Consider the following 13734-nt stretch of genomic DNA (forward strand, 5'->3'; position numbering starts at 1 on the left):
AAATTATTCAATCAATGAACTATTAAAAGGTTAATACATTAGGGGACACCGCGTCCCCTGCAGCCTTGAGAATCTGGAGGTTTCCCCTGCATGCTTGAACCTTCTTCCCGCTCCGAGATCGAAAAATGGACCCGGCTGACGATGCGCCGCTGGTTCGCGGATATCGGCAGCGCTTTGCGCAGCAATCTCTCCAGCCAGCAGTACTACGTGCTGGAGGTGCTTCGTGCCGACGGTATACGCCGCTCCTCCGAGATCGCCGATACGCTGCAGATCTCGATGCCGGCCGTCACCAACCTGGCCAACAAGCTGGTGGCCGGCGGCTTCGCCGAACGGGTCCCGCTGGAGTCCGACCGGCGGGTCGTACAGCTGCGAATTACCCCGAGGGGCTTGGAGGCCCTGGAGGAGCTCGATGAGAAGGCGGCGGTCCAGGTCGGGCGGATGTGGAAGGGACTGGACGCCGCCGAGACGGCCGAGCTGACCCGGCTGCTCCGCAAAGCCATGGAATATCGAGAATAAGGCACTGCCATACAAAAGGAGAGATCAACCCATGTCTACCCCGCTTCCCCCGCTTGAGGGCCGGGACAAGTCGATTGCGTTCTGGCCGGTCATGATCGGTATTTTTTTCGGCTCGTTCCTGGCCATCCTCGGCGTCTCTACTATTAATGTGGCGATTCCCGTATTGATGGAAGACTTCGACACCGGTCTCGATATGGTCCAGTGGACCCTGACCGGCTTCATGCTCGCTACAGGGATCATCGCCCCGATCACGGGCTACCTCGGCGACCGCTTCAGCACCAAGCGCCTCTACGTCCTCGCGCTGGTCGGCTTCACGCTGATGTCGGGCCTCTGCGCCGCCGCGTGGAACATCGAGTCGCTGATCGCCTTCCGCATTCTGCAGGGCGTCTTCAGCGGCATGGTCATGCCGACGACGATGACCATCATCTATCAGGTCATTCCGAAGGATCGCCAGCCGTTCGCCATCTCGATGTGGAGCTTGTCGGCCATGCTCGCCCCTGCGCTCGGCCCCACGATCGCCGGCTGGCTGATCCAGCTGTTCGACTGGCACTCGCTGTTCTTGATGAACCTGCCGTTCGGCCTCATTGCCGTCTATGTCGCCATGCGTAACATCCCGTACTACCGGATGGCGCAGCCGAAGACCTTCGATCTGTCGGGCTTCGTTACCGTCGTCCTCAGCAGCGCCTCCCTGCTCGTAGCGTTCAGCAATGCGCACGCCTGGGGCTGGACGTCCTGGCAGACGCTGTCGCTGATCGGCATCGGCCTCCTCTCGCTGGTCCTCTTCGTCCGCCGGGAGAACCGTGTGGCGGAGCCGCTGCTGAATCTGAAGGTGCTCCAGTATCCCCGGTTCACGTATACCTTGATTCTTAGCTGCATCATCACCGTCAGCTTGTATTCGGGCACTTACCTCACGCCGGTGTTCCTCCAGAACATCCAGCACGTCAGCGCGCTCGACACCGGGCTCATTCTGCTTCCGGCTTCGCTCGCTATGGCGATCTTCATGCCGATCACCGGCAAGCTGTACACGAAGATCGGCCCGATGCCGCTCGTGATCACGGGCATCCTTCTGATGGCGGTAGGCACACTCGCTATGGCGCATCTGTCGGTCGGCGTATCGCACACGTATATCATCCTCTGGATGACCGTCCGCAACATCGGCATTGCCCTGTCCACGATGCCCGCATCGAACGCGGGGATGGAAGTCATCCCCCGGGAGCTCTCGGGACATGCCTCTTCGGTCAACAACTGGATCCGTCAGGGCCTCGGGTCGTTCTCCATCGGCCTGTTCACCTCGATGCTGGCATCCCGGGTCAACGTGCACTCGGCCGATCTGGCCCAGAGCGGTGCCGTAGCCCAGACGGCGATCGGTCCTGAGGCCTTCACGATGAGCGTCAACGATGTGTACTGGGTAGCCACCATTGTCGTGCTGATCGGCCTGCCGTTCACGCTGATTTTGCGCCGCAAGGACAGCCAAGGCGGCAAGGGCAAGCGGATACCCAAAGGCGGCCTGCAGAAGGCATAAGCGGCTGTGCAGAGCATTCGATACGGCTAAACCAGCCGGGACGCTTAGTCCAGCTAAGATAAACGCGCATCGTCCTTTAAGGACGATGCGCGTTTATAAAATAGATAAGATTACAGGATCGAGCCCTGGCGAGATATACATTCTTATCTATCCAAAAAGAAGAAGCCTGATTCCCAAGTGGGGATCAGGCTTCTTCTTTGGGTTGGCATACAGAGTGCCGGGGCAGGTGCGACTGCGGATGAGACCATTCCCAGCCGGACTACAGGCCGCCCGGGGACACCGGCGGTCAGAACGGCTTCCGGAGCCGGAAGCCCACGCGGACGCCCTTCTCTTCGAAGTGGAGATCACGGATGGACGCCGCTTGCGGCAAATAGCTGTTGAGCTCGGCCTGCAGCGGGTCCAGCTCCCACATGCCCGCTGGCAGACGGAATCCCCGGATCTCCGTCCCGGTGTGGACGGCGGTAAGATAGGGATCCTGCCAGACGAGGTCAAAATACAGACGCCCCTCCGCCTCCCAGCGGTCCCGGTAGAGCAGCCTTACGTCAGCGGACAAGGCGGCCCCTTCCAAGTGGAAGGCGGCACCAGTCATTCTCACGTTCGGAGATACCTGGGGCCTGGCGGCCACCGCCTTTTTCAGCAGATCGTTCACTTCCCCTTCGGTCAGGACCACCTCAAGCTTCCGGCTGCGGATCATGTCTGCCGCCTTCTCCTTCAGCGGGAGCTCCGAGTACGTCAGATCCAGCGGCTGCTGCGGCCGCACGAACCATAAGAGCAGCGCTGCAACGAACACGAGCAGCACTCCCGCCAGGAAGAATGTCCTCACCAGTACCCTCATGGCTCCTGCGCCCCCCTAGGCTTTCGGCTTGTCCTGCTTCTCCTTCAGCCAGCGCGGAGCGCCTTTGTTCTTGCGGTCACGCTCCCGGTCGGCCTTGCGCTTGTCCGGCGCCGGCTGCGGAGTCCGCGGCCCGCGGGCTGCCGCTCCTGCCGGCTTCGCAGCCGGTGTGCTCCCGGCACTCCGGACCTCGGACCGCCTGGCCGTGCCGGTCTGCCCTGCCCCCGCGCCCTGCGGGGCACCGGGAGTCCGCGGATCCGCCTGCCCTTCGGTCCGCGCGGCTGCCCGCGCTTCGGCCCGCGGCGCTCCCGCCGACTCGGCGGGGGTTCCGGTCCGGGACACGCGCGCTTCCCGCGCACCGCCCTCGCCCGGCACCCGCCGCTCAACCAGCTTGCGCTTGCTGCTCTCCTGCCGGATCGCGCGCTCCTGCTCGGGATCGATCAGGCGGCCGTGCGACATCATGCGCCGTTCGATCGTAATGCCGAGCGCCTTCTCGAACTTCTCCATAATGAACTGCTGCCTCGGCGTGATGATCGACACGGCCATCCCTTTGCGGCCCATCCGGCCCGTCCGGCCCACGCGGTGCACATAATGATCCGCGTCGATCGCCGGATCCAGGTTGATGACGTGCGTCACCTGCGGCAGATCCAGGCCGCGGGCAGCCACGTCGGTGGCAAGCAGCAGTTGGAAGCGGCCGGCGCGGAAGCCCTGCATCGTACGGGCCCGCTCCTGCTTGAACGAGTCGCCGTACAGTCCTTCGACCGACAAGCCAGCATACTGCAGCTTCGATACCGCCTCGCCGATGTTGTCCGTCTCGTTGATGAAGACAATCGCCGCACGCGGATTATACAGGCGTACGAGCTTGCGGAGCGTATCGATCTTCTCGCGCTCTTCGCTCACGAAGTACACATGCTCAAGCGTCTCCGAGGTTCGCTGCGCCGGATTCACCCGCACGTATTCCGGCTCGTTCATCCAGCGGTCGATGACCGCCTGGATCGGCGGAGGGAACGTCGCGGAGAAGAAGAGCAGCTGGCGGTCGCGCAGCATGCCCTTGAACAGCGCCTCCACATCCTGCATGGAGCCGAGCTCGAACACCTGGTCGACTTCGTCCACGACCACCGTCTTGATGCCGTGCAGCTTCAGCTTGCGCTGCTTCACGAGCTCCTGTACCCGGCCCGGCGTGCCGACGACGATCTGCGGCTTCGTCCGCAGCTTCTCGATCTGGCGGTCGATGGAAGCTCCGCCGATGAGCTGCTGGACGCGAAGACCCGTGCCCTTCGTCAGCTGCTCCACCGTCTGTACGATCTGCATCCCGAGCTCGCGGGTCGGCACCAGCACCAGCGCCTGCACTTCCCGCAGGTTCTCATCTAACTTCTGCAGCACCGGCAGCACATACGCGAGCGTCTTGCCCGTGCCTGTCTGCGACTGGGCGACTAGGTCCTTGCCCGCCAGCGCCGGCGGAATCGCGTCCGCCTGGATCGGCGAAGGCTCGGTGATCTCGAGCTCCTCCAGCCGGTTCACGTAATGGGGATTAATATGTAAAGATGCGAATCCCGTAGTCATGCCATCATCCCTTCTCTTTCCTTGCCATGCTCCTAGTATACCAAAATCGGGAAGGTTTTTCTCGCCGGGGCTCAAAGGGGGATATGATGGGCGCGAGAAAGGGGCAGGAAGGAATACAAAAAAAGGCATCCGCGGATCGCCAGGCCCTGATCCGGAGCAGAGGCAGCGCCCTCCCGTCCGGCTGCCGGGCCGTTACCGGAACAGGCACAGCCCCACCGTACCGCTGTCCAGGCAGCAAAAAAGAGGGCGCCGCACGGCATCCCTCTTCCAAGATGAACTTCACTCGTTATCCTTCGTTCAACGTAACCCTGGTGTGCAGAAGTCCGGACAAATGCCCATTCTCCAGAAGCACGCGAGCACAATTCCCTCAGGGAATCGACTTCAAGGCGAGCTGATACATGAACTCGTGGGCCGATACGGGCTTGCGCCCCGGTCCCCAGCCCACCTTCTCCCGGTAGCCGCCGAGCAGCCCTTGGGCAGCCAGGGCCTCTTCGGTCACTTCCGCTGCCGCTTCGGCGTCAGGCGAGACGTACATGGCGTCGGCCGGGCAGTACAGCTCGCACATGAAGCAGGTCTGGCAGTCGCTCTGCCGGGCGATGACAGGGACGCCATCCGCCCCCTTGTCGAAGACATTGGTCGGGCATACGTCCACGCAGCGGTTGCACTGGACGCAGCGGGACTCGCTGATAAGCTCGATCACTGCACGACCGCCTCCTTCCCGAGCGGTTCGGGCCGGACCCATACGCGGTCGAGCCCGCCGGAGCGCAGCCGGTACTGCTGGCGGCTGTCCAGCTCGGGAAAGTCCTCGCGCTTGTGCATGCCCCGGGTTTCGGTGCGGGCCAGCGCGGAGCGGTACATCCAGCGGGCCGTGGCCGTCATAGCGGCCGCTTCGCGCGCGCCGACCGCGGATGTGCCCAGCTCCGCCGCACCGCTGCGGATATCGCTCCATACCTCGTCAAGCCGTCCGAGCGATCCCTGCAGACCCGCTTCCGTGCGGAACAAGTTGCGGTCGTATGGCATGACTTCTTCTTGTACGGCGCGGACATGCTCTTTTGCACGGTTCGGATGCTCTCCTGTCCTCTTCGCGGTCAGCGTCGTGGAGGACAGGCCTCTGAGCTCGCGCCGGCCGGCCTGCGGTCCCAGGCTGCGGGCATAGGCGGCCGCCCCTTCGCCGGCGAAGGAACCCGAGGACATCGCCCACGCCGCATTATGGCTGCCGCCTCCGGTGAAGCCCCCGCAGATGAGTTCCCGTGTAGCCGCATCCCCGGCCGCATAGAGCCCCGGCACCTCCGTGGCGCAGCTCTCGTCCACGATACGGATCCCGCCCGTACCGCGTACCGTGCCCTCCAGGCGCAGCGTCACCGGGAAGAGATCCGTGAACGGGTCGATGCCCGCCCGGTCGAATGGCAGGAAGAAGTTCGTCTGCCCTACGCGCAGCAGCGGCCTGACCTCCTCCGGCGCCTTGTCCAGACGCGCGTAGACCTGCCGGTTCTGCAGCAGCTGGCGGGCGATCACCGACCGGCCGCGCGTCGATCCCGCCCCTTCCACTTCCGTCCCGTCCTCATAATAGAAGGTGGCATAGCGGTAATACGCCGTCTTCGTCACGGAAGAGAATGTCGGCGAGAGGCCGTAGGCATTCGAGAACTCCATGCCGGACAGGTCAGCTCCGGCCTCCGCCGCGAGCAGGTACCCGTCCCCGGTCAGCACATTGGTGCCGAGCGCTTTGCTCAGGAAGGCGCAGCCGCCGGTAGCGATAATAACAGCTCCGGCCCGCACCTCCCAGCTCTCTCCGGTCTGGGTACGGACGCCCCGGGCCCCCCCGATGCCATGATCGTCCCCGAGCAGTTCCAGGGCGGGACTATGGTCCAGGATCGTCACGCCCGCTTTCTGCACAAGCCTGCGCATCAGCTTCATGTACTCGGGTCCCTGCAGTCCCCGGCGGTAGGCTTGGCCCTGCTCGTCCTTGGGGAACGGGTAACCGAAGCCGCTCAGCCGGTTCATGTTCTCATAAGTCCGCTCGAGCACGCGGTTCATCCAGCTATTGTCCGCTAGCTGGCCTCCGAGTCCATACCGGCTCAGCTTCGCCTCTTCCCGCGCCTTCGCTTCGGGCTGCACATACCATACGCCCGTCCCGGACGGGGCCGTTGCGCCGCTTGTGCCGCAGTAGCCTTTATCGGCCAGCACCACTTTGGCTCCCGAAGAGGCCGCCGTCAAGGCCGCCCAAGTCCCCGCAGGTCCGCCCCCGATTACGAGCACGTCCCCCTCCAGCCGCAGGCCTGCCCTCTCTCTTGCTTCTGCTCCGGTTATCGTCATCCATCTCATCCTCCTTCAGGAAGTCCAAGCGAGTCATAACAAAAAAAAGAGGCCCCCTCCAGTTCAAAGGGTGCCTCCGTACAAACGGTGGGCGCTGTCCGCCATCCACTCTATCCCCTCCTTAAGGGAGGGGATATAAATAAGAGACATCCCGCCGATCGGCCGATGTCTCCAGGTGTCTGGTAGAGTCGTATTATAATTCATACTTCATTCATAGGAATAAAAGGATTTTAGCATCCCCTCGCCGCGTCTGTCAATCCCCCTGATTTCTTGGCCGACAACTCCCCTCAGTAAAGCCAGAAGCAGGAAAATCTGCAATGATTCGAAAGACCTTGCAAAAATGCTATTAAAAATCCATTCCCCCCATCCGATAAAATTCCTAAAGAAACCAATTACCGATACTAAAGATATATAGATGAAGGGCGGGTATCTCTATGAACGTCGAAAAAGCCGAGTATATCATCTCCCACAACCACCGCCGCATTGAACAGCTGATCACCACCTTCGGACTCCGGCTGTCGGACCCCGTTGTCGTCGAACTCAGCCAGGAGATGGATACGGCCGTGGTGTACCTTCAAAAGATGCTTAAAGCCGCCCGCCCGTCGCGGCGGTGCGGCTCGGTACGCCCGGGCTGTTGGCACTTCGCCGGTTTGCTCGAAGAAGTGGCGGCCGAAGTAGGCTGACGCACCCGCCCAGGGGGAGGCGCTCTCCCACAGAAGAGGCCCTGTAGATCGCAGGGCCTTTTTTGTTATGCTCAGACATTCACCTCTAGTTACCATAATAGAAAAAGTATGGTCGCTTCTCCCCATTCCCTATACAATGAAGGCATGCAAGACCATCACTGCTTCTGCCTGAGGAAGGAGTCCGCCCAATGGAAGCTCAAATCATTGCGCTCAATATCGCATTGCCCGAGAAGCTGGATTACCGCGACCGCGAAGTGATCACAGGCATTCGCAAGTCGCCCGTGCACGAGAGTCTGCCGCTGCGACGGGAAGGAGTGGAAGGCGACGGTCAAGGGGACCTCGTGCACCACGGGGGACGGGACAAAGCATTGTGCGTCTATCCTTACGGTCATTACTCGTATTGGGAAAAGGAACTGCAGCAGCCTCTGCCCTATGGCGCTTTCGGTGAGAACTTAACCCTGCGCGGTCTCGACGAACAATCGGTCTGTATCGGCGATATCTTCCGGCTCGGCTCCGCCCTCGTACAGATCAGCCAGCCGCGCCAGCCCTGCTTCAAGCTGTCGGTCCGCTACGGGCGGACCGATATGCCGCTGCTCATGCAGCGGTCCGGCTTCACTGGATGGTATTTCCGCGTGCTGGAAGAAGGGAACATAGAGGCGCCAAGCCCGCTTCCGCTGGTTGAGCGGCCTTATCCGGCATGGCCGGTAGCCGAGGCCAACCGCATTATGCATGGGGACCCCGGCGATCTCGAAGGGGCCGCCGGACTGCTGGAGGTTCCCGCCCTGTCGGTGAGCTGGCGGAAGACGCTGGAGAACCGGCTGGCGGGAAGCCGGCCGGATTCCGACGCCCGGCTGTACGGTAGCTCCTCGTAAGCTGCTCCGCAGCCAGCGCCAAGAGCCCTGCTACGGTTCGCAGGGCTCTTGGCCTAACCATCCATGGCTGATGCGCCGACAGAGCGGGCCTTTGCTTCAGGCTCCAGAGCACCGCGAGCCCTTGCGCTGCACACCGCCCTGGGCAGCAGGGCCACAGTTCAGAAGAGCCGCTCCATCAGGCCCGGCTCTTCTCCAACTCCCGGCGGCCCTCCGCCAGCTTGTCCGTGATCCAGGCGAATACGGCATCGAGCGCCCGCTCGTCTTCTTCTTTCGGAAACCGGTGGTCAAGCCCGTCATACAGTTCCATCCGGTATTCCTTGCCTGCCGCTTCGAGCGCGGTCCCCAGCTTGCGGGCCTGTTCCACGCTTACCTGCGTGTCCGCCGTGCCGTGCACGATCAGCACCGGTACGCGGATGTCCCCGATCCAGTACACCGGCGACCGGTCCTCGTACGCTTCCGCCTGTTTGCGCGGATGGCCGACGACCCGCTTCAGCATCCGCCTCAGGTCGACCCTCTCTTCGTACGTATCGAAGAGGTCGCTGACGCCGCTCCAGGCGACGACGGGGCCCGCCTGGTCGCACTCCCGTGCGGCGAGCAGCGCCATGAGTCCCCCGCGCGAGAAGCCGATCAGCGGGACGGGACCGGGTGCCACCTCCGGAAGCGACTGGACGAGCGAGATCGCGCCGCAGACGTCGTGGCGGTCCTCCCCGCCGAAGTCTTCGCGTCCTTCTCCGCCTTCGTTGCCGCGGTAGAACGGCGCGAAGACCGCATAGCCGCGGCGGGCCATCGAGAGAATGCGGCGCTTGCGCACCATGCCCACTTTGCGGATCCCTCCGCGGCAGAAGATCAGTCCCGGCACGGGAACCCCACCCTGCGGAACCGCCAAGTAGCCTTTGACCTGCAGTCCTTGACTGGCATAGGTGAGCAGATGCAGCCCAATGCCTTTGACCGGGCTGCGGATCTCCTCGCGGCGAATCAGCGTGCCGTCCGACAGACCTGCTGCCGCCCCGGTTTCTTCGATCGTTTCCGTATGCATCCCAAGCCCCCCTGCTTTTGACATCCCCTCGCCCCGGCAGTACACTAGGAATTAGTATGACCGGAACGAAAGGTGGTCTTTCATTATGAACCCTCAAGCCCTCGACGAATTCGAAGGCCTTGTCTCCAAATTCAGCGAGCTGCTCATCGGCGACACTTCCGCCGAGCATATCGAGAAGATCAAGATCTGGGCGGTATACAGCCATATTCACAGAACGATGCCGGCCCTGACCAGCCATTGGAATCAGCTTCATCCCGGGATCAAAGCCGAGATGCGGACGCTGTTCGAAGAAGTCCGCAGCCTGAACCAGAAGCTGAAGGAGGATAATCAGAAACCGCAGGACGGACAGGAAGGATCGGGATCCGCGGCCGCTCAGGAATCCTGATTGGAGCATCCCTGTACCTCTGTGCCTGTACCGAACAGCCAGCCCTACACCATACATACCCTCAGACCGGAAAAGCAAACGCATTCCGGTCTTTTTTTCATACCGCCGCGAAAAAGCTGTCAGAATCATGCGGCCGTCGGCATCTATCCCTACAGGAGCCAAAACAGACGGGAAGGAGGAATCGCGATGCGGACCGTATCGGACTCAAAGGAAGAGCAGACAGCGGAGCGAGAGGAGCAGGCTTCGGTCTCCTCAGCCTCTGCCGAAGAAGAGAACGGCGCCCTCTTGGACCGGGCCCGGCACGGGGATGCGGAAGCCTTCGGCGAGCTGATGCACCGGCACCGCACGCAGGCTTACCGTCTCGCCAGCTCCCTGGCAAGGGACGCCCACCTGGCGGAGGATATCGTCCAGGAGGCCATGCTGCGCGCCTTCCTGCGCCTCGGTACGCTCGCGGACCCCAGCCGCTTCGTCCCCTGGCTGCAGCGGATCGTGCGCAACGAGGCTTATATGAAGCTGCGCCGCGGCGGGCCTTACGCCAAGGAGCAGCCCTTGGCCTCCATGTGCGGCGGAGATTCTGGCGCCGGCGCTTCGGCAGAGGAAGCCGGACTGCTCGACCGGCTCCATGCACAGTCCGGCAAGCATGCGGATCCGGAGCAGCCCTACGTTCTGCCGGAGGCGTCCCTGCTGCGCCGGGAAACCCTGGATACGGTGATGGGGCTGCTCGGCTGCCTGACACCGAAGGAGCGCTGCATCCTGGAAGCCGCCGTACTCGAAGAACTGTCTCCGTCCCAGCTCTCCACGCGCTTCGGCAGTTCCACGGCCGCCATCTACAAGGTTCTCTCCCGCTCCCGTCAGAAGCTCCGGGAGGCCCGGCTGGACCAGCGGATCAGCCAGTATACGGAGGCGCGCCGGGACCGCGGCTGCCCTCCCCGGCGCTCTCTGGATGCAGGCAAGCTTATTTTTTGAATGACCCCGACTGAGCACTGTTCTTGCTAATCCCAATGGAGAGGATGATGGATACTAATGGAAGTTACATTAAAGGAAACCCAGGAGCAAACGCCCCCCTGCATGACGTGGACCAGCGCCGCCCAAGCGATCTGGAATGTGGTCCGGTATACGGACCGGGGAGAACTGACACTGACCGAGGTCATGGGATATACCTCCCACGCCTTCCGGATCAATATCAATCCAGCCAATGTGGATGTGGCCGGCCCTACTTCGTTCCCTTGGCAGCGCCTCTTCTCGGAGGGCCTGGCCCAGCTGGGCTACCGCAGCGCCTGCGCCGAGTCGGCCCCCCTGACGCCGCCGACCGACGATGAGCTGGAGAAGGCACTGGTGCTCGCCCAGCGGAGCATTGACCGCGGCATCCCCGCCATCGCGTGGGATCTCTTCATTCCCGAGTTCGGCGTCCTGTATGGCTACGATGACGAGAAGCGGGAGTTCCAGGCCCGGGATGTGCAGCAGGACGGGACGCTGCCCTATACCCTTCTCGGCAGAGGCCGGATCGGCGAATTATTCGTCCTGACGATAGAAGAGCCCCTTCCCCTCACGCTGGACCGGCGGGCTATGCTGCCCGGAGCACTGAATATGATCATCCGCCACGCCAAAGAAGACGACAACGGTGAGCACGCATGCTCTCACCGTAACGGGCTGGCGGGCTACGACGCCTGGATCGAAGCCCTCGGCAGCGGGAACGTCAGCCCAATGGGCAACGCTTACAATGCCGCTGTCGTCTGCGATGCCCGCTTCCATGCCGCAGCGTTCCTCGGCGGGCTGGCGGACGTCTGGACCGGGGATTCCCCGCTGCACGGGACGGTCCGGCGCCTTGCCGGCGAAGCGGAAAGACACTACCGCCGGGTTCACCGTGCGCTGGCCGGCCTGCTGCCGCTCTTTCCTTTCCCGCAGGGGGGAACGCCGAACGATCCCGCGGTTGCGGCTGAGGCCGCCGGTCTGCTGCGCGAAGCCCAATCGGCCGAAGCGCAAGGCGTAGCGCTGCTGGAGGAGCTGCGGGCCGCGCTGCATGCGGACGCACCGGCGGGCGGTAAGCAGCGGCGGTAAGGGCGCTGAGCCCAGGCCCACCGGCACGCCGCTATCGGCATTAGTCCATGGCACGAGCACGCCTCCATCAGCATTTGCACGGGCACGCTGCCCTCAGCATTAGTCAACGGCACCGGCTCGGCGCCATCGGCATTTGCACACGGCACCGTACACTGCCATCGGCATTAGTCCACGGCACGGGCACGCCTCTGTCAGCATTTGCATGGGCACGCCTCCGTCAGCATTTGCATGGGCACGCCTCCAACGGTACACCGCCCAAGACAACACTGCGCACCGCAGCGGAGCCGCAAGGGAAAGGTACCGCCCCCAGGCACCGTCGCTTCGCACCCCGCCACGCCCCATATGCAAGCGCAGCCCTACGGCTTTCTCCCGCTTACGCACAATAGCCGGGCCTGTTCAGCCCCAAGTGCTTTTCCTTGGGCTGAACAGGCCCGGCTTCTCTTTTTGCCGCCCGTGCTCACTTCTTGTTGAGCAGCTTGAACGCCACCCGGTCGAAGAGGCCCGGGAACAGCTGGAACATCTTCACTCCCGCTGCTCCTACCCACGGCAGGTTAATCTCCGGGGTGCGCCGCTCGATAGCCCTCAGCATCCGGTCGACGACCACTTCGGGCTTCAGCATGAACCATTTGATGTTCTTGACGTACCCGCCGCCCGGATCGGCCCGGTCAAAGAACGGCGTATCGATCGGACCGGGATTAACCGCCGTCAGGTAAACGCCCGTACCGACCAGTTCCTGCCGCAGGCTGTTCGTCAGTCCGAGCACCGCATGCTTCGTCGCCGAATACCCGCTGGATTTGGCCGATCCGATCTTCCCCGCCATCGAAGCGATGTTGACGATATGCCCGCTGCCTTGGCCCAGCATCGCCGGAAGCACCGCTTTCGTGCAGCGCACGGTTCCCATATAATTCACATCCATCATGCCTTCGAACTCCTCCAGCGGCGCGTCCACGAAACGGTCGAATACGCCGTAACCGGCGTTATTAATGAGAACATCAATGCGGCCGTATTCGGCAAGCACCCCTTCCATGACGCGGCGGACCTCCTCCGATGAAGTTACGTCGAGCACGTGGATGCCATGTCTGCCCCGGATCGACTTCGCCGTCTCGGCAAGCTTCGCTTCGGAGCGTGCCATGAGGACGGGCACCGCCCCCCGCTCCGCCAGCTTCTGCGCCATCAGCGCCCCGAGCCCGCTCGATGCCCCGGTAATCACGGCAATTTTCCCTTCCCAGTTCATGCTCTGCCTCCTCAACCGCTCCTATTCTCTACTCCATTCTACCCTCTATCCTGCCGATAACCAAATAGGCTGCCTTCTCCCCGGGGGAAAATGCAGCCTTAGCGATAAGTCGGATAGGATGGAGAACGGCAGGAACAGGGGAAATCAAATTAACCGATCAATACTTGAATATCCAGCTCGCCGATGCCTTCCATAATGAGAGGAATCGTCAGAGCCTTCTTCGATTGCTTCGCTGCCTGCAGCATTAGTTTTGGAGGCGTGATATCCACGACTACGCCCTGGTTGAAGAGCATCGTGCTCGCATTGCCGCTGATCATGTTACCCAGCTCAGAGATCGCGCTCTTGCTCATCTCGTCCATCTCGGTAACGGAATAGCCGCCCATCATAGCGGAGACGACCTTCTTGGCTACATCTTCGTGCAGTCCGAATACGATATCTCCTTCCATTTGGCCCGTCATGCCGATTTGAATCCAGATATAATTCTCGTCGATCACGACTTCTTTGACTCCAAGCTCACCTGTGGATGGGCGAACATTTGCCACCTGCTCTATGACTACGCGGGCCGATTCCAGAAACGGATTAATAAGTTCTGCCTTCATATGATGACCGGTCTCCTTTTTAGGCGATTCTACTTTTTAGTTACCCTTAAGCACTATATTGTTATTCCATTATACCTATTATCGGCACATCCGCATAGTTTGTTTATGGGTCTTTGGGTAG

14 protein-coding genes are annotated in these 13734 nt (G+C 62.0%); 7 read left to right on the forward strand and 7 right to left on the reverse strand.

Features of this window, described 5'->3' with window-relative positions; all coding sequences use genetic code 11:
- Window positions 1–90: 90 nt before the first annotated feature.
- Both O9H32_RS06985 and O9H32_RS06990 read left to right on the forward strand, forming a co-directional pair.
- Window positions 91–516, forward strand: a complete 426-nt coding sequence (locus tag O9H32_RS06985; protein ID WP_269865190.1) for a MarR family winged helix-turn-helix transcriptional regulator — start codon at window positions 91–93, stop codon at window positions 514–516.
- Window positions 517–547: 31 nt separating this feature from the next.
- A complete protein-coding gene (locus O9H32_RS06990; RefSeq protein WP_269865191.1) occupies window positions 548–2038 on the forward strand; it encodes an MDR family MFS transporter in 1491 nt (496 codons plus the stop codon).
- A 286-nt stretch (window positions 2039–2324) separates the two neighbouring features.
- Here O9H32_RS06990 and O9H32_RS06995 read toward each other — a convergent pair whose 3' ends face one another.
- From O9H32_RS06995 to O9H32_RS07010, 4 genes are all read right to left on the reverse strand, one after another.
- Window positions 2325–2873, reverse strand: a complete 549-nt coding sequence (locus O9H32_RS06995; protein WP_269865192.1) for a hypothetical protein — start codon at window positions 2871–2873, stop codon at window positions 2325–2327.
- 15 nt (window positions 2874–2888) lie between these two features.
- Entirely contained in the window at window positions 2889–4433 is a 1545-nt protein-coding gene (locus O9H32_RS07000; protein ID WP_269865194.1) for a DEAD/DEAH box helicase, read from the reverse strand.
- Window positions 4434–4800: 367 nt separating this feature from the next.
- Complete coding sequence (locus tag O9H32_RS07005; protein WP_269865195.1) at window positions 4801–5133, reverse strand: 4Fe-4S dicluster domain-containing protein; 333 nt, start codon at window positions 5131–5133, stop codon at window positions 4801–4803.
- Window positions 5130–6746 (reverse strand): FAD-dependent oxidoreductase, encoded by a 1617-nt coding sequence (locus O9H32_RS07010; protein ID WP_269865196.1) that lies wholly within the window; start codon window positions 6744–6746, stop codon window positions 5130–5132. Before O9H32_RS07010 ends, O9H32_RS07005 begins: the two co-directional genes overlap by 4 nt.
- 434 nt (window positions 6747–7180) lie before the next feature.
- On the opposite strand from O9H32_RS07010, the gene O9H32_RS07015 reads away from it, so the two are divergent.
- Both O9H32_RS07015 and O9H32_RS07020 read left to right on the forward strand, forming a co-directional pair.
- Window positions 7181–7429, forward strand: coding sequence for an aspartyl-phosphate phosphatase Spo0E family protein (locus O9H32_RS07015; protein ID WP_269865198.1), 249 nt, complete (start codon window positions 7181–7183; stop codon window positions 7427–7429).
- A gap of 188 nt (window positions 7430–7617) precedes the next feature.
- On the forward strand, window positions 7618–8301 hold the full coding sequence (locus tag O9H32_RS07020) for an MOSC domain-containing protein (protein WP_269865199.1): 684 nt from the start codon (window positions 7618–7620) through the stop codon (window positions 8299–8301).
- 175 nt (window positions 8302–8476) lie between these two features.
- On the opposite strand, the gene O9H32_RS07025 is transcribed toward O9H32_RS07020, so the two are convergent.
- The gene (locus O9H32_RS07025) at window positions 8477–9337 is read right to left on the reverse strand and encodes an alpha/beta hydrolase family protein (protein ID WP_269865202.1); all 861 of its coding nucleotides are present in this window, start codon (window positions 9335–9337) and stop codon (window positions 8477–8479) included.
- An 85-nt stretch (window positions 9338–9422) separates the two neighbouring features.
- On the opposite strand from O9H32_RS07025, the gene O9H32_RS07030 reads away from it, so the two are divergent.
- The 3 genes from O9H32_RS07030 to O9H32_RS07040 all read left to right on the forward strand — a co-directional run bounded on the left by O9H32_RS07030 (window position 9423) and on the right by O9H32_RS07040 (window position 11780).
- Window positions 9423–9722 (forward strand): DUF2573 family protein, encoded by a 300-nt coding sequence (locus tag O9H32_RS07030; protein WP_269865203.1) that lies wholly within the window; start codon window positions 9423–9425, stop codon window positions 9720–9722.
- A gap of 186 nt (window positions 9723–9908) precedes the next feature.
- Complete coding sequence (locus tag O9H32_RS07035; protein WP_269865205.1) at window positions 9909–10688, forward strand: RNA polymerase sigma factor; 780 nt, start codon at window positions 9909–9911, stop codon at window positions 10686–10688.
- Between the two features lie 57 nt (window positions 10689–10745).
- The gene (locus tag O9H32_RS07040) at window positions 10746–11780 is read left to right on the forward strand and encodes a hypothetical protein (RefSeq protein ID WP_269865206.1); all 1035 of its coding nucleotides are present in this window, start codon (window positions 10746–10748) and stop codon (window positions 11778–11780) included.
- Window positions 11781–12237: 457 nt separating this feature from the next.
- On the opposite strand, the gene O9H32_RS07045 is transcribed toward O9H32_RS07040, so the two are convergent.
- Both O9H32_RS07045 and O9H32_RS07050 read right to left on the reverse strand, forming a co-directional pair.
- On the reverse strand, window positions 12238–13014 hold the full coding sequence (locus tag O9H32_RS07045; protein WP_269865207.1) for an SDR family NAD(P)-dependent oxidoreductase: 777 nt from the start codon (window positions 13012–13014) through the stop codon (window positions 12238–12240).
- A 149-nt stretch (window positions 13015–13163) separates the two neighbouring features.
- Window positions 13164–13613 (reverse strand): chemotaxis protein CheX, encoded by a 450-nt coding sequence (locus tag O9H32_RS07050; RefSeq protein WP_269865208.1) that lies wholly within the window; start codon window positions 13611–13613, stop codon window positions 13164–13166.
- Between the last annotated feature and the right edge of the window lie 121 nt (window positions 13614–13734).

This window comes from Paenibacillus caseinilyticus (assembly GCF_027533645.1).
Taxonomy (GTDB): Bacteria; Bacillota; Bacilli; order Paenibacillales; family NBRC-103111; genus Paenibacillus_G; species Paenibacillus_G caseinilyticus.